At 67.7% G+C, this 20,804-nt stretch carries 18 protein-coding genes and 2 pseudogenes; 10 read left to right on the top strand and 10 right to left on the bottom strand.

Going from position 1 to position 20,804, the window contains the following annotated elements; all coding sequences use genetic code 11:
* The first annotated feature begins 20 nt into the window (after nt 1-20).
* The 3 genes from HEB94_RS53250 to HEB94_RS01250 are packed head-to-tail and all read left to right on the top strand — an operon-like array spanning nt 21 to nt 3,311.
* The gene (locus HEB94_RS53250; protein ID WP_192748252.1) at nt 21-956 is read left to right on the top strand and encodes an ABC transporter permease subunit; all 936 of its coding nucleotides are present in this window, start codon (nt 21-23) and stop codon (nt 954-956) included.
* The gene (locus HEB94_RS01255) at nt 943-1,770 is read left to right on the top strand and encodes an ABC transporter permease (RefSeq protein WP_192748251.1); all 828 of its coding nucleotides are present in this window, start codon (nt 943-945) and stop codon (nt 1,768-1,770) included. Before HEB94_RS53250 ends, HEB94_RS01255 begins: the two co-directional genes overlap by 14 nt.
* Nucleotides 1,767-3,311 carry an ABC transporter ATP-binding protein gene (locus tag HEB94_RS01250; protein ID WP_192748250.1) on the top strand — a complete coding sequence of 515 codons (1,545 nt, stop codon included), beginning with the start codon at nt 1,767-1,769 and terminating at the stop codon, nt 3,309-3,311. The genes HEB94_RS01255 and HEB94_RS01250 overlap by 4 nt, the downstream gene beginning before the upstream one ends.
* Here the strand turns inward: HEB94_RS01250 and HEB94_RS01245 are convergent.
* Entirely contained in the window at nt 3,273-3,989 is a 717-nt protein-coding gene (locus HEB94_RS01245; RefSeq protein WP_192748249.1) for a class I SAM-dependent methyltransferase, read from the bottom strand. The two genes, HEB94_RS01250 and HEB94_RS01245, sit on opposite strands and share 39 nt — an antisense overlap.
* Nucleotides 3,990-5,198: 1,209 nt before the next feature.
* Between HEB94_RS01245 and HEB94_RS01240 the strand changes: the two genes are divergently transcribed.
* Nucleotides 5,199-6,095: a DUF72 domain-containing protein gene (locus tag HEB94_RS01240; RefSeq protein ID WP_192748248.1), complete on the top strand. Its 897-nt coding sequence runs from the start codon at nt 5,199-5,201 to the stop codon at nt 6,093-6,095.
* A gap of 132 nt (nt 6,096-6,227) precedes the next feature.
* On the opposite strand, the gene HEB94_RS01235 is transcribed toward HEB94_RS01240, so the two are convergent.
* A complete protein-coding gene (locus HEB94_RS01235; RefSeq protein WP_192748247.1) occupies nt 6,228-6,407 on the bottom strand; it encodes a hypothetical protein in 180 nt (59 codons plus the stop codon).
* Between the two features lie 1,082 nt (nt 6,408-7,489).
* Between HEB94_RS01235 and HEB94_RS01225 the strand changes: the two genes are divergently transcribed.
* The 6 genes from HEB94_RS01225 to HEB94_RS01200 all read left to right on the top strand — a co-directional run bounded on the left by HEB94_RS01225 (nt 7,490) and on the right by HEB94_RS01200 (nt 14,882).
* Nucleotides 7,490-8,374, top strand: coding sequence for a TroA family protein (locus HEB94_RS01225; protein WP_192748246.1), 885 nt, complete (start codon nt 7,490-7,492; stop codon nt 8,372-8,374).
* 7 nt (nt 8,375-8,381) lie between these two features.
* Nucleotides 8,382-10,184 carry an ABC transporter ATP-binding protein gene (locus HEB94_RS01220; RefSeq protein ID WP_192748245.1) on the top strand — a complete coding sequence of 601 codons (1,803 nt, stop codon included), beginning with the start codon at nt 8,382-8,384 and terminating at the stop codon, nt 10,182-10,184.
* On the top strand, nt 10,181-11,914 hold the full coding sequence (locus tag HEB94_RS01215; RefSeq protein ID WP_192748244.1) for an ABC transporter ATP-binding protein: 1,734 nt from the start codon (nt 10,181-10,183) through the stop codon (nt 11,912-11,914). The genes HEB94_RS01220 and HEB94_RS01215 overlap by 4 nt, the downstream gene beginning before the upstream one ends.
* A 112-nt stretch (nt 11,915-12,026) precedes the next feature.
* A complete protein-coding gene (locus HEB94_RS01210; RefSeq protein WP_192748243.1) occupies nt 12,027-12,959 on the top strand; it encodes a FecCD family ABC transporter permease in 933 nt (310 codons plus the stop codon).
* Nucleotides 12,956-14,026, top strand: a complete 1,071-nt coding sequence (locus HEB94_RS01205) for a FecCD family ABC transporter permease (RefSeq protein ID WP_192748242.1) — start codon at nt 12,956-12,958, stop codon at nt 14,024-14,026. Before HEB94_RS01210 ends, HEB94_RS01205 begins: the two co-directional genes overlap by 4 nt.
* Nucleotides 14,027-14,078: 52 nt before the next feature.
* Nucleotides 14,079-14,882, top strand: a complete 804-nt coding sequence (locus HEB94_RS01200) for an ABC transporter ATP-binding protein (RefSeq protein ID WP_337917435.1) — start codon at nt 14,079-14,081, stop codon at nt 14,880-14,882.
* Between the two features lie 341 nt (nt 14,883-15,223).
* On the opposite strand, the gene HEB94_RS52100 is transcribed toward HEB94_RS01200, so the two are convergent.
* The 8 genes and pseudogenes from HEB94_RS52100 to HEB94_RS53235 form a co-directional block, all read right to left on the bottom strand.
* On the bottom strand, nt 15,224-15,355 hold the full coding sequence (locus HEB94_RS52100; RefSeq protein WP_273374680.1) for a hypothetical protein: 132 nt from the start codon (nt 15,353-15,355) through the stop codon (nt 15,224-15,226).
* Nucleotides 15,356-15,683: 328 nt separating this feature from the next.
* Entirely contained in the window at nt 15,684-16,274 is a 591-nt protein-coding gene (locus HEB94_RS01195; RefSeq protein WP_337917434.1) for a class I SAM-dependent methyltransferase, read from the bottom strand.
* A 920-nt stretch (nt 16,275-17,194) separates the two neighbouring features.
* Nucleotides 17,195-17,680 (bottom strand): reverse transcriptase domain-containing protein, encoded by a 486-nt coding sequence (locus tag HEB94_RS52095; RefSeq protein ID WP_273377564.1) that lies wholly within the window; start codon nt 17,678-17,680, stop codon nt 17,195-17,197.
* Entirely contained in the window at nt 17,584-18,456 is an 873-nt protein-coding gene (locus HEB94_RS53245; RefSeq protein WP_202896041.1) for a reverse transcriptase domain-containing protein, read from the bottom strand. The genes HEB94_RS52095 and HEB94_RS53245 overlap by 97 nt, the downstream gene beginning before the upstream one ends.
* A gap of 648 nt (nt 18,457-19,104) precedes the next feature.
* Nucleotides 19,105-19,248, bottom strand: a pseudogene (locus tag HEB94_RS50005) (transposase); the annotation flags it as partial.
* A gap of 559 nt (nt 19,249-19,807) precedes the next feature.
* Nucleotides 19,808-20,209, bottom strand: coding sequence for an NmrA family NAD(P)-binding protein (locus HEB94_RS52085; RefSeq protein WP_337917433.1), 402 nt, complete (start codon nt 20,207-20,209; stop codon nt 19,808-19,810).
* Nucleotides 20,194-20,376, bottom strand: a complete 183-nt coding sequence (locus tag HEB94_RS53240) for an NmrA family NAD(P)-binding protein (RefSeq protein WP_337917432.1) — start codon at nt 20,374-20,376, stop codon at nt 20,194-20,196. The genes HEB94_RS52085 and HEB94_RS53240 overlap by 16 nt, the downstream gene beginning before the upstream one ends.
* Nucleotides 20,377-20,468: 92 nt before the next feature.
* A pseudogene (locus HEB94_RS53235) lies at nt 20,469-20,558 on the bottom strand (hypothetical protein); the annotation flags it as partial.
* Nucleotides 20,559-20,804: the final 246 nt, after the last annotated feature.

Here is a 20,804-nt window from a genome sequence, read left to right as displayed (position 1 = left end):
CAGCGGGGTACGAGGCGGTGGTGAGCGCGATCCTGATCCGCGTCGGTCAGGCGGCGCTGACACTGGCAGGAGCGGCGGCCCTGGTGTGGGCCCTCCAAATTCTGGCGCCCGGTGATCCGGCCCGCCAAGTACTCATCGCCCGCGGCATCGAGAGCCCGAGCGTGGCTCAGGTCACGGCTGCCCGGGCCGAGTTGCGGCTGGAGGACCCGGCGTACGCACGTCTTGGCCACTGGTTCGTCGGTGTGGTGCAGGGTGACCTCGGCACGTCGTGGAGCACCGGTCGCCCAGTCTCGGTGGAGATCGCTGAGAGGCTGCCCGCGACGGTGCGTCTCACGTCGGTCGCGCTGGCGTTGGCCCTGGCATTCGCGATGCCACTCGCTTTGTTGGCGGTCGCCCGTCGAGGGCGCACGGCAGACCTTGCCGCCCGCTTCCTCATGTTCGGGGGTGCGGCGGTGCCGACCTTCGTACTCGGTACGGTCCTGTTGGACGTCGTGGCTGTGCGCCTGGGGGTGGGGGCGATCCTGGCGGATGGCTCGTGGAGCGCGGTGTTGCTGCCCGCGTTGCCGATCGCGGTGGCCACGGCCGCGACATGGGCGAGGGTGCTTCGAACGGTGATGGTCGAGCGGTCCGGATCGAGGTTCGTCGAGGTCGCCTACGCTCGTGGCTCTTCTCGGCTGCGGCTACTCGTTGTCCACCTCCTTCCCGGCGCCGTGCCGGCCCTCCTCACCGCCGTGGGAATCAGTGTCGGAGGACTGTTGGCCGGGGCGGCCGTTGTCGAGACCATCTTCACCTGGCCGGGCATCGGCCGTTTCCTGGTCGCGGCGATCGCGGCCAGGGACGTGCCGGTCGTGCAGGCATGCGTGCTGTTCGGGGTGCTGGCCTACGTGTTGGCCAGCACCCTCGCCGACGCTGTCGCCGCGCTCATCGAGCCGGGAGCCGCTGATGGGCGCCGATAAGGACGCAGCACGAGTCAGCGTCGGACTCGGCGTCGGCCTTCTGCTGCTGGTTGTGCTTGTGGCACTTGTCTTCGTCGTACCGTGGTTGACGCCGGACCCCGATGCCACGAACTACGCGGAGAAGCTCGCCGCGCCCAGTCTCATCCATCCATTCGGAACTGACCATGCCGGCCGGGATGTCCTGGCGAGGCTTGCGGCCGGCGCGCGGATCTCGCTGGGAGCAGCGATCCTCGTCTCGGTGGTGACCCTGCTGCTCGGCCTAGTCGTCGGGTTGGCGGCGACGCTCGTCGGTGGCGCCTTGGAGACGATGACCTTCCGGGTGGTCGACGTGGCGCTCGCCGTACCGCACCTGGTGCTGGCCCTCGCGATCGTGGGAGTTCTCGGACCCGGCCTGCGTAACCTCATCGTGGCGATGATGGTGGCGGGGTGGGCGCCGTTCGCCAGATATGCGAGAACCTTCGCCCGTGCGGGGCTCGATCGTCCGTATGTTCTCGCGGCTCAGCTGGCTGGTGCCGGTCGCTGGCGAGTGGCCTCGCGCCACGTGGTGCCGCCCACGGTCCTACGCCTGCTCGCCGTCGCGACGCTCGGCGTTGGAGAGGTGGTGCTCGGCTTGTCGGCGTTGTCCTTCTTGGGCTTGGGGGTGGCCCCGCCGGTCGCGGAGTGGGGGCAGATGGTCACGGAGTCGCGCACATACGCCGCCCAGGCCCCGTGGTTGATCGTTGTTCCTGGTGTGGCGGTCGTGTGCACTGTGACGTGCGCGTCCCTGCTGGGAGACGCGCTGGAGGAGCATCTTGACGCCAGGAGCCGGGGATGACGCTGGATATCCGAGAGATCGGCGTCCGCTACGCCAACGGGACGATCGGCCTCGAGTCCCTTTCTGTCGTCGTGGCTGAGGGGGAGGTGGTCGCGGTCGTGGGCGAGTCAGGGTCGGGCAAGACCACGCTGCTTCGCGCGGTGCTCGGTCTGCTGCCGGACGGCTCGCGCACGTTCGGTGAGGTTCTCGTCGAGGGTCGTCCGGTGCTCGGTATGCGCCCGCAGTCTTCACGTCGGCTTCGCGGGCCCGTCGTTGGATACGTCGCCCAGGACCCGTTCGGTTCCGCCGACCCGGTCTGGCCCGTGGGTCATCACGTCGCGGCCGCGTGGTACGCGCATGGCAGGCGACCAAGTGAGGGGGAACAGGTGCGGCGGTTGCGCACCCTTGGCTTGTCCAACGCCGCGTACTGGATGCGCCGCCGCCCATCCGCGTGGTCGGGTGGAATGCTGCAGCGCGCTGACCTGGTCGCTGGAACCGCCCACGATCCTGCGGTGGTGCTGGCCGATGAGCCCACCTCGGCGCTGGACGCGGATCTCGCCGCAGCGGCACTGGAGGTACTTGTGCGGGAGGCACGCTCGCTGGTGGTCGCGAGTCACGACCTGTCACTTGTCGCCAGATACGCCGACCGCATTCTTGTCCTGCGCTTTGGACAGGTGGTCGAGGAGGTCGAAGTGGGCCGTGGCGGCGTTGAGGTATTGAGGCGAGACGCTCGTCATCCTTACACCAAGGAGCTCCTGAGCGCGTTGGCGCGACCGAGCCGAGCCAGCCGTGCAGAGCCCGGACCGGTCGTCGCCCAACTTCAAGGCCTCACGCTCGGCTATCCTCGAAACCCGCCAGTCGTTCGCGAGCTCGGCCTCGACGTCCGAGCGGGAGAGATCATCGGTCTGCTAGGGCCTTCTGGCAGCGGGAAGACGACTGTGCTGAGAGCGCTTGCGGGGATCCTTCGCCCGCGGTCGGGAGCGGTACGTCTCGCAGGCACCGACATCTGGTCCACCCGACACCTCGTGCCGCCGAGATCCGGCTACGTCATGCCCGTCTTTCAGGACACGACGGCAAGCCTGGATCCACGCTGGCCGATCTGGCGGACCGTCGCTGAAGGGCTCGCAGGAAACGCCCGGTTGACTGTGGCCCTGAAACCACCGGCTACGAAGCTTCTTTGTGAGCTCGGCCTGGAGGACGTGGACCCGGATGAGCGCCCGCTGCGCCTGTCGGGAGGTCAGCGTCAGCGGGTCGCGATCGCGCGCGCTCTCGCCGCCGCACCCGCGCTCCTGCTGGCCGACGAGCCAACCGCGCAGCTGGACCCGATTGTGGCCGCTGATGTTCTCACCGTTCTGACCAGACTGACCGGTCGAGGTCTCGCACTCGTCATCGCGAGCCACGACGAAGCCCGCTTGCGGAGCCTGGCCGATCGGACATTCCGCGTCCAGGACGGACGACTGGTCCAGGAACCCGGAAGTGCCGCGGCAGTGAGCAAGACTTCAGGAAATCGATCGGAAGGCCAGTTAGGAGCGGGCGACCATCAACCCGGCACCCCCACGTGAGGTCCGTAGGCCGACTTCGGCCAACTCGCGGGTGAGATCGGCCTCACTGATGGTCCACCACTGGTAGCTCGCGGCGCGTTCCTCGAGCAACTGCTCGCCGTGGAGAACCCGGAAACGCATGTGCCAACGCACAGTGTCAGAGCCGCTTGGCTCGGCCGAGCCCCACCCTTCGTAGGTTCGCACGCCGACCTTGACCCTGGCGAACCTCATGTCCGGGACGGATGCCGGCTGCTCCGGTGGCTGGAGGCCGATGACGACGGGTGCGCCGGGAGCAAGACGGGTGCCGAGGACCTGCCAGAGCGCGTGTCGTTGCGCCGGTGGCAGGTGGCCGACCATGTTCAGCGCGACGACTCCCCCAAGCCGGTCAGGCAGTGGGGCTCCCGCCACGTCCGTGGGCAGGACAGTGACTCGTTCGCGCAGGCCCGGCCGGAGCATGATCCGAGTGAAGAGGCCCGGTCGGAGACTGAGCGAGGGTTCGATGGCGAGGATCCTGGCGTCAGGCAGGACGTCGGCGATGACTTCGACCCCAAACCCTGTGCCCGCCCCGACATCAAGGATCGGCCCCTGGCCTGTCGGAGTGCCCCTGAGCGCGCTAGTCAGGGGTTCGCGGAGGGACCGCCATGACTCCGCCGTTAACACGTCGTAGAGCTCACCCTGAGCGGCGTAGAGGTCAGTCACCTGCTCTTCTCCTAACTCGGCTGGGCGTGGGCGCCTCGGTGGCCGGGCGCTCGCTTGAGGTGAGCGTCGTCAACGGCATCTGGTGTTCGCCCGGCTCGCCGGAACCATAGAGTATCTGAAAACCACTTTCAACAACCAAGGTGGCAGGCAACTGGTCGCCCATGCCGTCGCTACTTGCGGACCTGGATCGGTCGCGCGGTGGCGAACTGGCGGGAGAGCCGTCCCAGCGAGGACCTCGAGATCCGTATCTCACAACCTCCCGCGGCGCCATCAGGCGCGGCGGACGGCGGCGGAGCTTCGTGCGGCCGGCACTCGCGTCACGCCAGCCGGCTTCCAGCGCTCGGGCGCTCTCAACGCGCTCCCTAGGACGTGGCCAGTGGTGAGCGCCGTCCGCGGCGACGCTGCCGCCGTCGGCAGGGTGTAAGCACATCCTTTAGCGGGCGGGCTCTTCGCCGAGCGGATCCCCCACCGAAGCCGGTCAAGACGAACGCGGAGTACACGCAGGACGACAGGAACCGGGTGGTGCAGCGCGACCGCCACACCCGCCTGCAGCAGGCGCCAGCGCATAGTCGATGTCTTCGTCACGACTCGGATCGAGCTCCGCGGTGGCGACGTGGCCCCCGGTCGCAGGCTGGGCAGAGCGGCGGGCGCCAGGGCGGCGACGGTACCGGCAGCTCATCGGAGCCGTCGGCGGTGCGCACCCGCGGCTGCTCGACCGGCACCCGCCGACCGCCCAACGTGACCGCGCGAGCTGCTGCGCCGCATGGCACGTGAAGTCCAGCAGGGAGCGAGCGCCGAGAACGCCGACTCATGGCTGTCTGAGGCCCGTCGGGTCGATCGGGAATTCGTCGGGGTGGACCTCGCCCTCGTCAAAGCCGAGGACAGCCTGCGCATGAATCCCCGCGGCCGTCAGCTACTGCATACCCGGCTGAGCTTGCGCAGCCGCATGGACACCTTGGAACACTGTGCGGTGGCTGTCCGGTCGCTCTGCCGTACATTGCTTGAACTGTCCGGCGGCCCTCACCGCAGAGCGCTTCTATCTGACGAGCAGCTGACCGACTTGCTGGAGGGCCTCCTGAGCCAGCTGGCGGATTTGTCGGGCTCCGTGCCGGCAAGAACCCCGAGGACGTCGTCCGCGAGCAGTGAGCGCCGCGGATGGGTGACGGCCAGCCCGGTTTCATAGGCCGTAAGAATGGCTAGATCGCTACCGTGACCATCCGTGTCGGTACGGCGTCGTGGACCGACAAGACGCTGCTGGAGTCGGGCTGGTACCCGCCTGAGGCTGATACCACGGAAAAGCGACTGCGCTACTACGGCACCAAGTTCCCGCTGGTGGAGGTGGCACTCCACCTACTACACCCCGCCCAACGAGCGCAACAGCGCGCGCTGGGTATCGCGCAGCCCGTCGGTTTCACATTCAACGTCAAAGCATTCTCGCTCCTAACCCAGCATCCCACCAGGCCCAGCGCGTTGTACAAGGTCCTGCGGCCGGAAACGGAGAAGAAGAACGTCTACCTGAAGGATTTCGACGCAGAGGTAATCAACGTGATCTGGACACAGTTCCTTGCTGCACTTGGGCCGTTGCTCGACGCGGACAAGCTTGGTGCGTTGCTGTTCCAGTTTCCGCCATGGTTCGGCATCAACAAGTCAAACAAGCAATACATCCTCCACGCCAAGGAGAGATGTGTCCCCTTTCCCATGTGTGTGGAATTCCGCAACGCCAGCTGGCTCTCCGACGAAAACCGCGCGGAAACCCTAGAGTTCCTCACGTCGTACACCGTGCCGTTGGTGTGTGTCGATATGCCACAGGGCCATCGGAGCTCGGTGCCCCCGGTGCTCGCCGCGACAGCCGACCTCGCAGTAGTGCGCTTCCATGGCCACAGCGACAAATGGACCAGCCGCAACATCTACGAACGCTTCGGGTATCTCTACTCCGAGGACGAACTCTCTGACTGGGCACCGCGACTGCGTGACCTGGCAAACCAGGCACAAACCATGCACGTGGTCATGAACAACTGTTACCGCGACTACGCCCAAACCAACGCCGAACAGCTCGCCCGCCTCCTCGGTGCCGCGGGCGAGCGACGCCGGACCAGTTCGTCCTGACCATGAGCATCCCGATACGCCCGGTCAGGTCCTTGTCCATCACCGGCGATGAAGCGGAATCGCTCGAGGCGACCTGCGCGAGCGCGCACCGGAACATCCGGAACGATCCGTAACGTCGGCGCGTCGAGGTGTTCAGCCCACGTGCACGTGAGGTCGACGGTAGTCGTCGGGCTCGGCCTCGCATAGCACCTCGTGGGTAACCGGTGCGACCTCACCGACGCCGAAGAGAAGTAAGCTCACCAGGTTGGCGACCGGATTTCCCGCGGACCAGTCGAAGTGGATGTGCGGCGGTTGGCGGGTCAGGTCGCGCACACGCAGGAGAAAGGGCGGCCAGAGCGTTGGGCACCGCCGAACTCGGCCGATGGATAGCCGAGACGCCTCCTGGACTCGGTGACGGCCGGCTCCACGTAGCGGGAGTCTCCAACTGGCGGGTGGCCCTGGACGCCAGGACAGGCGCCGAGGTATGGCGAAAGCAGCCGGCTTACATGCTGGGGACATCTGCCCCGCTCTTGACGCCTCCAACGGCAACCTTGTCTGGCGCTACAGCAGTCCCGACGTGCGAGGCGATCCCACCGGCTCGTCTCCCGCCATTGCCGACGGTGCCGCTTCTCGGACGGCAACGTCACTGCCCTCGACGCAAGGACCGGCGAGGTCCGCTGGAATCACCGAACTGGTGGAGGGCATCATCTCCTCTCCGGCCATCAGCGGTGAGACTGTTTACGTCGGCTACAACGACGGCTCACGCTCTGTCTGATCGGAGTCGCGAACATCGCCATGCACACCCGGGAGAGGATGACCGACGTCTTGCACGCGACTACGGGCCTTCGTCAGAGCCCACCCGAGCGGGGCCGTTTCCCTCTTTTTGGAAGCACGGTCTGCGCGTCTCGATCGTCCCGGCGGTCACGCTGCAGTTCGCCTGAGTCGTAGAGCTGTTCGGCGGCTCCGTCCTCGCCGAGACGGTCTTCTCCTACCCGGGGCTCGGGTCGACTGACGGCCGCCGCGCTCGGCGCAGAGGTCCCGTTGCTGCTGGGGACTGATCACGACGCCGCACGTTGGACGTCTCCGGCTCGACACCCATAGGCGCCTCCGCGCGGGGTCCTGGGTCACCGCACGTTGATGGCAACGGTTATCATTTACGTTTTGGAGGTATCGTAACGTCGTTCCGATTCGGCGACGGCACGCCCAGCCCTTGGCGAGAGGTCCTCTGTGCGGAAGCGGTCGCGAAGCCACGTTCTTGGAAAGGGGCGCCCGTGGCCCTCAGTAGGAAGTCTCGGCTCACGCCGCTGGTTGGTTTCGGCGTCGCCGCCGCCCTCACGCTGGTCGGGTGCTCCGCCCCGACAAGCGATGCGGGCAAGCCGGGTGGGTCGTCGGAGAGAACACGAACCGTGACGGATGTGACCGGCACGAAGGTTGACCTTCCGGTTGCCCCGAAGCGGGTGGTCGCGCTGGACGAGCCGGCGGCGCTGAATCTGCTGGCGATGGGAATCAAACCCGACGTCGCCTTCCAGGGGTGGAAAACCGTCGTGCCCGCACAGCTGTTGAAGGACCTCGGCGTCAAGGTGGAGAAGACCTCCAGTTACTACCCGAAGCTTGAAGAGGTGGCGTCGCTGGATCCCGACCTCACCGTGATCTCCACCAGCCCTGACAGGGTCAAGGAGCTGCCCGACTACGCCTCGATCGCTCCCACCCTGCGCGCGGAGTTCAGCGCCCGGCCGAGCGAGCTCGCGAAGACCTGGGGCGCGTACTTCGACGTGCCCGGGCGGGCCACGGCGGTCGAGGAAGGGCTGACGAAGTTCGCGAAGGAGATCGCCGCCCAGCAGCCGGAGTCCCCGTTGTCGCTGTCGGCGCTGCAGTCCTACGGCGGGTCGGGCGACGCCTCGCTGTACCACATGGACGCGGTCAACTCGCTGCACGGCGTCATCGCCGACGCCGGTTTCCTCCAGCCCGCCCCGCAGGACGCTGTAACCGCCGACGGCAAGAAGTACGGCGGGTGGGTTCCGTTCTCGCCCGAAACGCTGGCGAAACACGATGCCGACGTCATCGCGATACTCTCCTCAACGCTGTTCGACCCGAAAGGCGTCACCGGGCTACCACTGTTCGACTCGCTGAAGGGCCGCGCGGTGGAGGTCGACGGTGACTTCTGGGCCGGGGGGTCGCTGTTCTACGCCTACTGGGTGCTGTCCGACCTGCACGACTTCGTGCACGACGACTACAAGCCCGGCGGCGCCGCGCAGGCCCGCGAACGCTGGTCAGCCTTCACCACGATGATCGAAGGCTGACCCGGCGATGGATGAGTCGATCGACGCGCCGGACAACGACCGGCACGTGTCGTTCTGGCAGCTCGCCGCGCCGGTGCGCACGCAGCTGGTGTGGTCGGGGGTGTTGATGGCCGCCGGCGCAGCCTCAGGGCTGCTACCGGTCGCCGCGGCGATGGCGCTGATCCAGACCCTCGTCCCCGCGGCGGGCGGGGATCCGGGCGCGACGGGGCAGGCGTGGCTGCTGGTCGCGGCCCTAGTCGCCTCGCTGCTCGTGTCCCAGGCGCTGAGCACCGCCGGCTACATCGCGAGCCACTTCGCCGACGCCACATTGGGGGAGGCGGTTCGGCAGCGACAGATCACACATCTCCTGCGGCTACCGCTGGTGTGGTTCTCCCGCAACGCCTCGGGCAGGATCAAGAAGACCGTGCAGGACGACCTGCACAAGGTTCACTACCTGATCGCGCACGCGATCCCCGACTTCGTCAACGGTACGGTCCGCCCGGCGTCGGCCCTGGTGTTCCTCTTCGTCGTGGACTGGCGGCTCGGTCTCGTCTCGCTGCTCCCGCTGGCGCTGTCCGCAGCGACTCTCCCGTTCTTCCTCAGGGACGTGACGGCCCAGTACGCCCGCTACAACGCCGGACTGGCGGCACTGAGCGCAGCGGTCGTGGAGTTCGTGCGGGGCATTGCGCCGATCAAGGTGTTCGAGGTCGAGGGCAGGGGCCCCCGCCGCTTCGTCGAGCGAGCCGCCTGGCATCACCGCTTCTACCAGGAATGGTCCGAGGCGACAATTCGCGGGGGCGCGCTGCTGCATGTGTTCACCTCGCCGGTGTTCGCCGTCCTGGTCGCGGCTGCGGGCGCGAGTCTGCTCATCGTCGGCGGAGGCCTCTCACCGCTCGCGCTGGTTCCAGCGGTGCTGCTGTCCGGCAACATCGCCGGACCACTGTCCCTGCTGATCCAGATGCGCCAGTTCATGCGCGAGGCCAACGGCGCAGCCCGCAGCATTCACACGTTCTTCGCCCTGCCCGCCGCGGCCGAACCGGAGGCCGGTAGGACACCCGACGGGCACCGCGTGGCGATCGAGCAGGTCGACTTCGCCTATGCCGACAGCGGCCCGCTCGCCCTGGACGGCGTCACGACCCACCTGGAGCCGGGAACGGTGACGGCCCTGGTCGGACCCTCGGGGTCGGGCAAGTCCACCTTCGCCGCACTCCTGCCCCGGCTCATCGACCCCGATCACGGGACCGTCGCCCTCGGTGATGCGGACACCCGGCGGCTTTCTGCCGAGGAGCTGTACGCGGTGGTCGGGTTCGTGTTCCAGCAGCCGTATCTGCTGCGGATGTCGATCCGCGACAACATCGCGATGGCCAAGCCGGGGGCCGGCGATGCCGAGGTGATCGCCGCGGCAACCACCGCACAGATCCATGAGCGCATCATGCAACTGCCCGACGGCTACGACACGATCGTCGGCGAGGGCGCGCGCCTGTCCGGCGGTGAGCGGCAGCGGCTCTCCATCGCCCGCGCGGTGCTCATGGACACCCCGCTGCTCGTGCTCGACGAGGCCACCGCCTTCGCCGACCCGGACTCCGAAGCCGCCATCCAGCAGGCGTTGGCCGCGCTCACGCACGGGCGCACCCTGCTGGTGATCGCCCACCGGCTGCACACGGTGGCCCACGCCGACCGCATCCTCGTCCTCGACCGCGGCCGCATCACCGAAGCCGGAACCCACGACCAACTCATCGCAGCAGGCGGCGTCTACGCCCGGATGTGGGAGGCATATCAGGCGGCCCGCACGCTTGCACCACGGGCGGCCGAGGAAAGGAGCGAGGCATGATCAGGTTCCTGATGCGGATCGGCGACACCCGCGCGCGGCGGATGCTCGCCGCCTATCTGGTGGTCGTGACCGTCGCGACGCTCCTGACCTCCGCGGCGTTCGTGACGCTCTTGCCGCTGACGACGGCGCTGCTGTCAGATGAACCCGCGTCGATGCTGGCGCCGCTGGGACTGCTCGTGGCCTTCGCGGTGCTCGCCGGGATGTGCGACGTCACCGCGACACTGATCGGTCAGCGGGCAGGTGCCCGGTTCATCCTGCGTATGCACCAGCTGATCGCCGAACGGACCGCACGCCTGCCACTGGGCTGGTTCGACGCCGAACGCACCGGGTCGATCAGCAACGTCACCACCCGAGGCGTGACCTTCGCCGCCAACGCACCCGAGTCGATGATCCGCCCGATGCTGTACGGGCTCGTGCCCCCGACGCTGGTCAGCCTGGCGATGTTGAGGGTCGAGTGGCGACTCGGGCTGTGCTTCCTTCTCGCGGCCGGTCTGGTGGCCGTCGTCTACCGGTGGGCGCAGGCCCGCGACGGGCGCTTCGAACAGGCAGTCGACGCCAGCGACGAGGAGGGCGCGGCCCGGGTGATCGAGTTCGCCGCCGCACAACCGGCAGTCCGGGCAGCCGGACCGGATTCGCTCGGCGAACGCAGCGTCCGTACCGCGCTTGCCGAGCAGCGCACCGCCAAACGGGCAGCACTGATCGCCCGCAACTGGGGCACACAGGCATACACAGCCGCCGGCTTCGCCGGCCTGCTGCTCATCTTCGTCGTCGCCGTGGCCCTGACCGGCGCGGGACGACTCCAACCCGGCGCCCTCGTCGCGGTGCTCATCCTCGCAGTGGCGATGAGCACCCTGACAAGAAACGCCCTGCCGTTCGGGGTGGGAGTAGGCATCGCCAACCGGGCGCTGGATGCGCTGCGGTCGATCCTCGACGCACCGCTCCTGCCCGAGCCGGAGCACCCCCGTACTCCCGCGGACTCCTCGATCGAACTGGCGGACGTGTCCTTCTCCTACAGCCCGGACCGGCCCGTGATCAGCGGGGCGAACTTCCGGATGGAACCGGGCACGATGACCGCGATCGTCGGTCCCTCCGGCTCGGGCAAGACCACCCTGGCCAGGCTGATGGCACGGTTCTGGGACGTCGACTCCGGCGAGATCCGCATCGGCGGCGTAGACGTGCGCGAACTCGGCACCCGCAACGTGATGGCGCAGGTGTCGATGGTGTTCCAGGACGTGTACCTCTTCGAGGACACCCTGATGGAGAACATCCGGCTAGGGCGGCCCGGCGCGACCGACGACGAGGTAGGAGAAGCCGCTGAGCGTGCCGGGGTCACCGAGATCGCAGACCGCCTACCCGACGGTTTCGCCACGCAGGTCGGTGAAAGCGGCGGCACGCTGTCCGGCGGTGAACGGCAACGGGTCTCGATCGCCCGTGCGCTACTGAAGAACGCCCCGATCGTGCTGCTCGACGAAGCCACCGCAGCCCTCGACATCGAGAGCGAGATGCTGATCCAGCGGGGACTCGCCCAGTTGTCGGGTGACAAGACGCTGGTCGTGATCGCCCACCGGCTGCAGACGATCCGCCAGGCCGACCAGGTCGTCGTGCTCGACGGCAACGGCGGCGTCGAGGCGGTCGGCGACCACGAAACACTCCTGACCGCGAGCCCGACCTATGCTCGGTTCTGGGCCGAGCGCACCGAGAGCATGGGCTGGACGATCGATGCTCACTGACGCCCCAACCCGCCCCGCCGGGCGCGCGCCACACCGACACGCACCCGCGAGACTGGGCGGACGGCCAGGCCGATGCGCTGTGCTCGTCGCCGGCCTCCTGCTCCTGGTCCTGATGGGGGCAGTGAGCCTGCTCGTCGGTGCGGGCGAACTCAGCCCCGCCGACGTCCTCGAGACACTGCGGGCCGGACCCGGCACATCGCAGCCGGCGATCATCGTGTGGGACATGCGGCTCACCCGTACCATCGTCGCCGCGATCGTGGGGCTGGCACTGGGTGTTGCTGGCGCGCTCATGCAGGCGATGACACGCAACCCGCTCGCCGATCCCGGCCTGCTCGGCGTGAGCGCGGGCGCCGGGCTCGCGGTGGTCGTCACCTCCGGCGTCTTCGGAGTAACCGCCTTCCTGCCCAACGTATGGCCGGCGCTCCTCGGCGCACTTGTCGTGTCCCTTGCGGTCTACGCCATCGGGTTCGGCGCCGGCAAGGACTCCCACGCCACCCTTGTCCTGGCAGGGGTGGCAATCACCTCGGCACTGACCGGGATCGCGACCGGCCTCGCACTGATCGACCCCGCCCGGTTCAACACGCTCCGCATCTGGATGGCCGGAAGCGTCCAAGGCCGCGACCTGGGCACGATCGGCCAGGCATCGGTCCTCATCGCGATCGGTCTCCTCATCGCGTTCCTGGTCGCCCAGCCCCTGTCCCAGCTCGCCCTCGGCGACGACCTCGCCCGCTCCCTCGGCGTGCGCGTAGGCGCCACCCGGGTCGCCGGCGGTGCGGCGATCCTGGTCCTCGCCGGTGTCGGCACCGCCACCTCCGGCCCGATCGCCTTCATCGGACTCATGGTCCCCCACCTCGCCCGCGCCCTCGTCGGACCCAACCTCAAATGGGCCCTCGCCTACAGCGGCATCGCTGGCGCCCTCGTCCTCGTCACCGCCGACATCGCCGCCCGGCTTGTCATCTGGCCCGCCGAAGCACCCGCCGGGGTGCTCACCGCGATCATCGGCGCACCCGTCCTGGCCGCCCTGGCCCGAGGAGCACTGCGATGACCGCCACACCACCGACAGGCCGAGTCGACTTCGGCGCCGGCCGCAAGCCGATCCGGCTCCGCGGGTGGGTCTCCGGCATCGTCAACACCCGCGCCGTCCTGCTGGTCCTCGCCAGTGTGGTCGGCTGCATCCTGGTGACGATCGCCGCGATCGCGCTGGGCGACTACCCCGTACCGGTCACCCGGATCCTTCCGATCCTCTCCGGTGCCGACCTCGGCTTCGCCAACACCGTCGTGCTCCAATGGCGGCTGCCCCGCGCCGTGGCGACCGTCACCTTCGGCGCAGCCCTGGGCATCAGCGGCGCGATCTTCCAGTCCGTCACCCGCAACGCCCTCGGCAGTCCCGACGTCATCGGGTTCAACGCCGGCGCCTTCACCGGAGCCATCATCTCCATTGGCTACCTCGGCGGCTCCCAGACCACCACCACGCTGCTCGCCCTCGTCGGCGGCGCCACCGCCGCGTTCGCTGTGTACGCGCTGGCGTCCCGCCGCGGCGTGTCCGGCACCCGATTCGTCATCATCGGCATCGCCGTGTCGATGGCACTCATCGCCTTCGACAGCCTCCTCGTCCTGCGGATGGAACAGCAGGTCGCCACCGTGGCCATGACCTGGGGCCAAGGCGACCTCGAGAACATCCGATGGCAGCAGGTCACGCCAATGTGCCTGATCCTGGCCGTCGTCATCGTGGGCGCAGGAGCTCTCGGCGGCAGAATGCGGCAGCTCGAACTCGGTGACGACGCCGCCAGCGCGACGGGCGTAAGCGTCGAACCCGTGCGGCTCGCCCTCATCGCCGTCGGTGTCGCACTCACCGCCGTCGTGACGAGCGTGTGCGGACCGATCGCGTTCATCGCCCTCGCCGCCCCACACCTCGCCCGCCTGGTCGCAGGCTCGGCCGGCACCAGCCTGACCAGTGCGGCCGCGGCCGGCGCGCTCCTGCTGAGCAGCTGTGACCTTGCCGCCCAACACCTGCTAACCGTCCAGATACCCGTCGGCGTCGTCACCGTCGTCGCCGGCGGCGCATACCTCCTCTGGCTCATCACCTGGAAACTGAGGCGCCCCCGTGGCTGAGGCCCCTACATCCGACACCGCCGCATCCACGTCCTCCCGACATGATGCAGCCGTGCCCGCCCCCGTCGAACTAGCCGGAGTCACACTCGGCTACGGCCGCGAACCCGTCAGCACCAACCTGAATCTGGCCATCCCGGCGGGCAAGCTCACGATGGTGATCGGGCCGAACGGCTGCGGTAAATCCACCGCCCTACGCGCGATGGCCCGACTGCTCGCGCCGAAGACCGGCACCGTCCTCCTCGAAGGACGCGACATCCGAGAACTGTCCACCCGCCAGGTCGCGCAGCGGCTCGGGCTGCTTCCTCAGCACTCCATCGCCCCGGACGGGATCCGCGTCGCCGAACTAGTCGCCCGCGGCCGCCACCCCCACCAAGGCCCCTTCGGACAATGGACCGAAGCCGACGAGGCCGCGGTCGCCGACGCCATGGAACGCACTGGCGTCGCCACCTACTCAGGTCTGCCCGTCGACCAGCTCTCCGGCGGACAGCGCCAGCGGGTGTGGATCGCCATGGCCCTCGCCCAGGAAACTCCGATCCTCCTCTTGGACGAGCCCACCACTTTCCTCGACCTCACCCACCAACTCGAAGTCCTCGACCTGTGCCGGCACCTGACCCACGACGGCGACCGCACCATCGCCGCTGTCATGCACGACCTCGGCCACGCCTGCCGCTACGCCGACCACCTCATCGCAATGCGCGACGGCGCAGTCGTCGCGGTCGGCCCACCCGCCGAGGTTGTCACCCCGAAACTCCTCCGCGACGTGTTCGACGTCGAAGCAATGACCATCCCCGACCCCGTCGCAGGGACGCCACTGGTCATCCCGATAACCCAGAATTGGCCATACCAACGCACCTGAACACTGACCCAACCGGTTTCGTATAGACCACCTTCCGGCGAAGGCGACGACGCGGGGGTACTCGGCGTCGTACAAGGCGACGATCTCGCCTTGGTAGGAGCAGTTGGACAAGGCCGGTAAGGGTGCCCTGTTGCGGCGGGAGGGCATACGTCCCTGATCTCGGCGTGGCGGAATCAGCGTGACAGCGGCGCCCTGGTGGCGTCGGCCAAGCCGGCGGGCCCGCAGGGTGATGCCAGAGACCGGGAGAACGCCAAGCTGCGTAAAAAAGGACGGCTGGCTGCGCAACTTGACAAGGCAAGGAACGTCATCGAGGTCCAGGGAAAGCTCTCCGCGCTGTTGGGTCAGCTCGCGACCGACAGCCCGACCAGCGGGAGCGAGCCCTGCAGCCACTCGCTGCGGGCCCGGTCCACGAGCGTTGCGATCAACTGCTCCTCCGACACGGTCTTCAACAGCGTCTCGGCAGACTGCTTCACCGACTCAGCGTAACCGCGGTCTCGGTCATGTGGCGTCTCTGTCTTGATCAGCAGATCCGCCGTTTATTTGACACTCCCGATCGAGATGGGTCGGTACGACGAGGACAGGAGCCGGCCGCGAAGGGTGACTTCACGACCATTTCCGACGGCCGGTACCTGCGGGTCACGCAGAACGTGTTCACGTTCAGCCGGTACCGCTGGGAGCCGGCTGGCGCAGTTGGCACGATGCTGCATGTCGCGCTGTCCGCCGACGCACGACCCCAAGACCAGGCAGTCCCACCCCAGCACTCCTGGAGTCGATGACGCGCGATACGTCCGCGCGTGCTGGTCAGGTATCGCGTCGAGCTACGAGCACGACGCCGGGACCCTGTTGCCCCTCGGCTGGGAGCCGCAACTCCGCCACAACGCGTAGCGCGGCGTCATCGAGAAGAACGGTCAGCTGCTCGGGTCGCCACTGGTATGTCGTCCACGTCACCGCGACGCCGCCGTAGGCTTCGGTCCGCGCTACATCGTCATCGCCGACATGCGTCGCGATGATCAGATGCCCGCCGGGCACGAGGGCGTCGTGGAAGGCGGCAAGGACGTTCGGCAGGATCTCGCGTGGCAGGTTGAACAGCGACCACCATCCGAGGATCCCCCCTAAGGACCTGGGCTCGAGGTCAAGTTCGGTGGACGAGCAGACGGCGAAGCTGCACTCGGGGTGAAGGTGTTCGGCATGTTCGATCATGCGGGGCGACAGGTCGACGCCCGAGGCCTCGATACCACGTTCGTGGAGGTACGCCGTGACGGTCCCGGGGCCGCAGCCGACATCGAGCACGGGGCCAAGTCCGCGGACCGAGCCAGCGAACGCGTCGATGGCTGCCTTCAGCCACGGGTGGGTGCGAATGTCGCCCATTCCTGTGGTGGCGAGCAGGTGCACGTAGTTGTCGGCCACTCGGTCGTAGGAGTCGCGGACGACTTCAAGATCCGTCGGCTGAGCACTCGATGAAAGAGTCACGGCCTCACCCTATCGACGCAGCTCCGTCAGTTTTGATTCGAGTGTGAGCGCGGGCGGTTGTCAGCGGCAGCGGCGTACGTCTGGCGCCCATGCGAGCAGCGTATTCCGAAGTGAGTCGAACAAACGATCACTGGAGGTACTGCGCACATGACCAACAGATCGCGCTGATCGGTGCGGGCAGCGTCGTCTTCACCAAGAATCTCTGATCGACATCCTGTCGTTTCCCAGAACTGCACGGGTCCACCATCGCCGTCCACGACATCAATCCGGAGCGGCTGGAGACCGCCAGCATGATGGCGCGTTGGACCTCAGAACAGTTGGCGCCGATGCCAAGGTGGAGGAGTGCCGGACCGGCGGGCAGTGCTCACGGGGCGGACGTCGTCGTCAACCCTCGGCGTCCATCTCCCGCACGCAAGGCGAAGCCGACTCGGCGGCAATCTCCCGACCTCGAGCCTGGCCAATCAGAAACTCCAATGTGTTTCGAAGAAAGTCAGCAAAGAGGGTGGTCAACTGGCAGTTGCGCTCCGCCGTATGACCTGGTCAGGGTGGTGGGGTGGGGCGAACCGCCGACCTTCCGCTTTTCAGCGGAGTGATGCGCCGGTAGAAGAGCCATCAGGTCGCGGCACTGCCCTTGCACAGCGAGCAGAGCGGGTGGATCCTCCACGTCCAGCCGACCGACGGAGGCGGGCCGCGGCAGTCGATCGCCCTAGCTACGTACGGCGAGTACGGGAAGTGGGCGATCGTCTTGGCGTCAGTCTTCAGGCTGTTAGGTGTCAGCTCTTGCCGGGAGGCGGGGTCTCCGCCTCCCGGCGATGGTGTTCAGGCGCAGTGCGCCGTAAGTGCTACGAGGTGCTTGCCGCAGGGCTTGTCCCCGTGTTTGCCATCGTGTTTGGGGGAGATCGTGGTCTGAGGTACGGTCCGAGCCGCCGTCCCAGGTAAGCGTGTTCTCCGTTGTTCTGCCGGCAGATCACCTTGACCTTGGCCATGACGGCCTTGAGGGCCTTCTTGGCCGGGTAGGTGTAGATGTGGTGCCGGTTGGTGCCTCGCTTTCGGTGGCGCTGGATGTGCCAGCCGAGGAAGTCGAGGCCCTCGTCGATGTGGGTGATCATCGTCTTGGCTTCCGACAGGCGCAGACCCATCGGTGCCAGGACCGCCGCCACCACGTCGCGCACGTGTTCGGCGTGCTCGCGGTCTCCGGACACCATGACCAGGAAGTCGTCCGCGTACCGGATCAGCCGGTAGTTGGCCTGGCCACGCAGGCGTCGTTTGCGGCGCTCCCACTCGCGGGTGGCCGGTCCGCCCGTGACCTGGGCGAAGTGCTCGTCCAGGATCGACAGGGCGATGTTGGCCAGCAGCGGGGAGAGCACGCCCCCAACTGCGTTGGGGGCGTGGCGATGCCGCCTTGAGGCGTGCCGGTGTTCGTGTCCCTGGCCGCGCCGTCGGAGGACATGATGCCCGCCTTCAGGAATGCCTTGACCAGGGCAAGAACCCGCTTGTCCTCGACTCGTCGGCGCATCCGTTCCAGGAGAGCGGAGTGTGCGATGTTGTCGAAGCACGCTTCGATGTCCGCGTCCAGCACCCAGTGGTAGCCCTTGGTGCCGAAGTGGTGGACCTCAGCGATCGCGTCGTGGGCTCGTCGTTCGGGGCGAAAGCCGTAGCTGACCGGCTTGAAGGACGCCTCGAAGATCGGCTCCAGGACCAGCACGAGAGAGGCTTGCACGAGCCTGTCCATCGCGGTGGGAATCGCCAGCCTCCTGAGTTTCCCCCCGCTGCCCCGCTTGGGAATCATGCGCTCCCGGACCGGTAGCGGAGTGAACGTGCGAGCCTTCAACTGCTCACGCGCGTTCTTCAGGAAGGCCACGACGTCGGCGTCGTCAGCGATGAAGGCCGGGATGACCCGATCCACGCCGGCGGTGCGTGCCCCCCTGTTGCCCCTCACCCTCTCCCACGCAACCGTGAGGAAATCGGGGTGATGGACGAGGTTGTAGAGATCATCGAACCTGCGGTCGGGATCCTCGACCGCCCATTGGTGCAGCTTGGTCTGCATCCGTCGTACCCGCAGCCAGGCCCCATCGGGATCTGGCCACAGATCACCGGTGTTCACCAGCGTCTCCGTCCATTGCAGTCCCTCAACTACCTGAATCCGCTGGGCTGCTTCGCCATGTGGACGGCTTTCCCGCCCCCGGACTACTACCAGCCCTCCGCCCCATCCCGGGCCGTCGGCGGACGACGCGCCTTCCCGCCCGACACACCTGGAGAGCGCGCTGGGACGAGAGCTCCGGGCTGGTTCCCACGTTCACTGTGATCCGCTCGTCGGGTGAGGCGGCCAGCTTTGCCCCTGCGGCATCGCCACGGCTAAGCCGCAGTCCTTCACCGTGGCCTCCCGACCGGCAAGATCAATCCGATCCAGGAGTTCCCGCCCGTACGGACGGTGCGCACCGCGATCCAGCCCAGATCCACCGGGTTTTGAGCTGGCGGAGGTCTTGAGGGGCTTTACACCGCTGGTTCCTCGCGTCCACCTTCCCGTCTCGCTTGCCGGACCCGCACCGTCCGGTAGTGCCGGTGCGTCCCGTCGTTGTCGGGGCTGCTCTCCATCAGACCCGGCCGACTCACCGAACCCGACTGCCCCCTGCTTCTACCGTCCCGCTGCGACAGGACGACGGAGCGGGTCTCACACCCGCACACGGATCACAGCGCCTCGTGGCGCACGGTCTCTCACCTCCACTCGAACATCAAGCGCCTCGTGGCGCACTTTGCGGTCGTAGAACTTCCGCGAGTTGGGGTCGAACTGGATGCTGACCAGCGCGGAGGCGTAGAAGACCCGCTGCAGGCGCCGGTGGTAGCGCTGGGGTCGGTGGAGGTTGCCGACGACCTTGCCGGAGTCGCGTGGTGCGGGGGTCGGGTCCACTACTTCTGCCGTTCGCCTGTGAGTGCGCGCGACTCGGCTGCGCGGAAGTCGAACGCACCCCCGCTGAATACCAGGCATTGCGAACTGCAGACCTCGCCATCACAACACCGGACCATTCCGCCGGCAGATGAGCCGGAGGCTCGGTCGGGAAGCCCCCTCAGGCAAGTAGTTCGCTGGCTGCGCTGCGCAATCCGTCCAGGCCATGGTCCACCCATCCTTCGCTCAGTGACCCCGTGCCACGCATTGCGGGCTTGTCGACGAGGTGGAACCGAAGGTCGAAGATCCCGCTGATGACGCGGAACCACGGGGAGCGCGGCGAGGTCGGCTGCTCCCAGCCCCTCGTATCTCGGTGTAGCCGGCGGCGAAAGCGTCCCAATGCGGTGTCGCTGAGACACCGGTCCTGCTCGCCGTGGCCGTCATCGTGGGCATTGCCCGCTACACCCGGCGCGGGCCGACGGATCCGCCGCGGTAGCTCGTCCATTCCTGCGGCCGCCCAGCCATAGAGATCGGCGCGCCGGTCGAGCCGCGACCGGGCGCGCTTGCTCGTTCAGGCGGTGGCCGCTGCGGTGAGGAGCTTCTCGATTCGCGCTGCTCCGCCGCGCTTCAGCCACGCGGGGAAGCCCAGGAGGTCGGGGTGACGTTCGCGCAGGGCCGGGATGTCGGCTCGCCACAGACCGCGCCTGTTCGCGAAGGCACGCGCGGCGTCCCCGCCTAATCCCGCGGCATCATCGATCGGGACCTGGCGGTAGGTGATCTCCCGGTCAAGGACGCTGCTGATCAAGCTGACCGTCTGAAGTGGGGTCAGTTCGTCACCGGCGATCTCCAGCGACTCCCCGAGGTAGGCCGCAGGATGGTTGAAGGCGAGGGCGGCGAAGGCGCCGATGTCGTCGGCGGCGATGAGCTGAACCGGTACGTCGGGGGCGAACAGATGAATCAGGACGCCGTCCACGATGTCGCCCAGGGGCAGGCGCGGGATGGTGTGGTTTCCATGAAACGGACTGGACGGAGGATCGTCGCGGGCAGCCCAATCGCGTGGATGTGCTGTTCGATCTGCCACTTGCTCTCCCAGTAGGAGATTCCGGTTCCACGCTCGGCGCCGCCGACGGAGGCGAACACGAGATGGGCGATGCCGGACGCCGCGGCGGCTCCGCGAGGGCGCGGCCGCGGCGTGTCTCGCGCTCTGGATCGTCGTCGTCGGGTGTGACGCCGAAAACCCCATAGGTGCCGGCCGTCGCCGCGGCCAGTGAATCGAGGTCGTCGAGGTCGCCGGTGAACAGTTCGGCACCCGCTCGGCCCAGGGCCTCCGCCGCGGGCGTTCCCGGGTCTCGGACGAGGGCGCGGACCGGCCAGCCGCCGCGAGGAGTTGGGCGGCGGTGGCACCGCCCTGGCGCCCGGTAGCCCCCGTCACAAGGATCGTCCTGCTCGTCTTTTGAGCGATGTCCATGGGTGGCCTATCAGTGCGCCGAGCAACTAATCTGAGGATGCCTCGGAATTTATTTGAGGCGGCCTCGAAAAGGTGGGCACGAATGGGTACAGACGGCACC

The organism is Actinopolymorpha pittospori, assembly GCF_014873875.1.
GTDB classification, from domain to species: Bacteria; Actinomycetota; Actinomycetes; order Propionibacteriales; family Actinopolymorphaceae; genus Actinopolymorpha; species Actinopolymorpha pittospori.
Note: the sequence above shows the minus strand (reverse complement) of the source record. Positions and strands in the feature narration are given on the sequence as shown.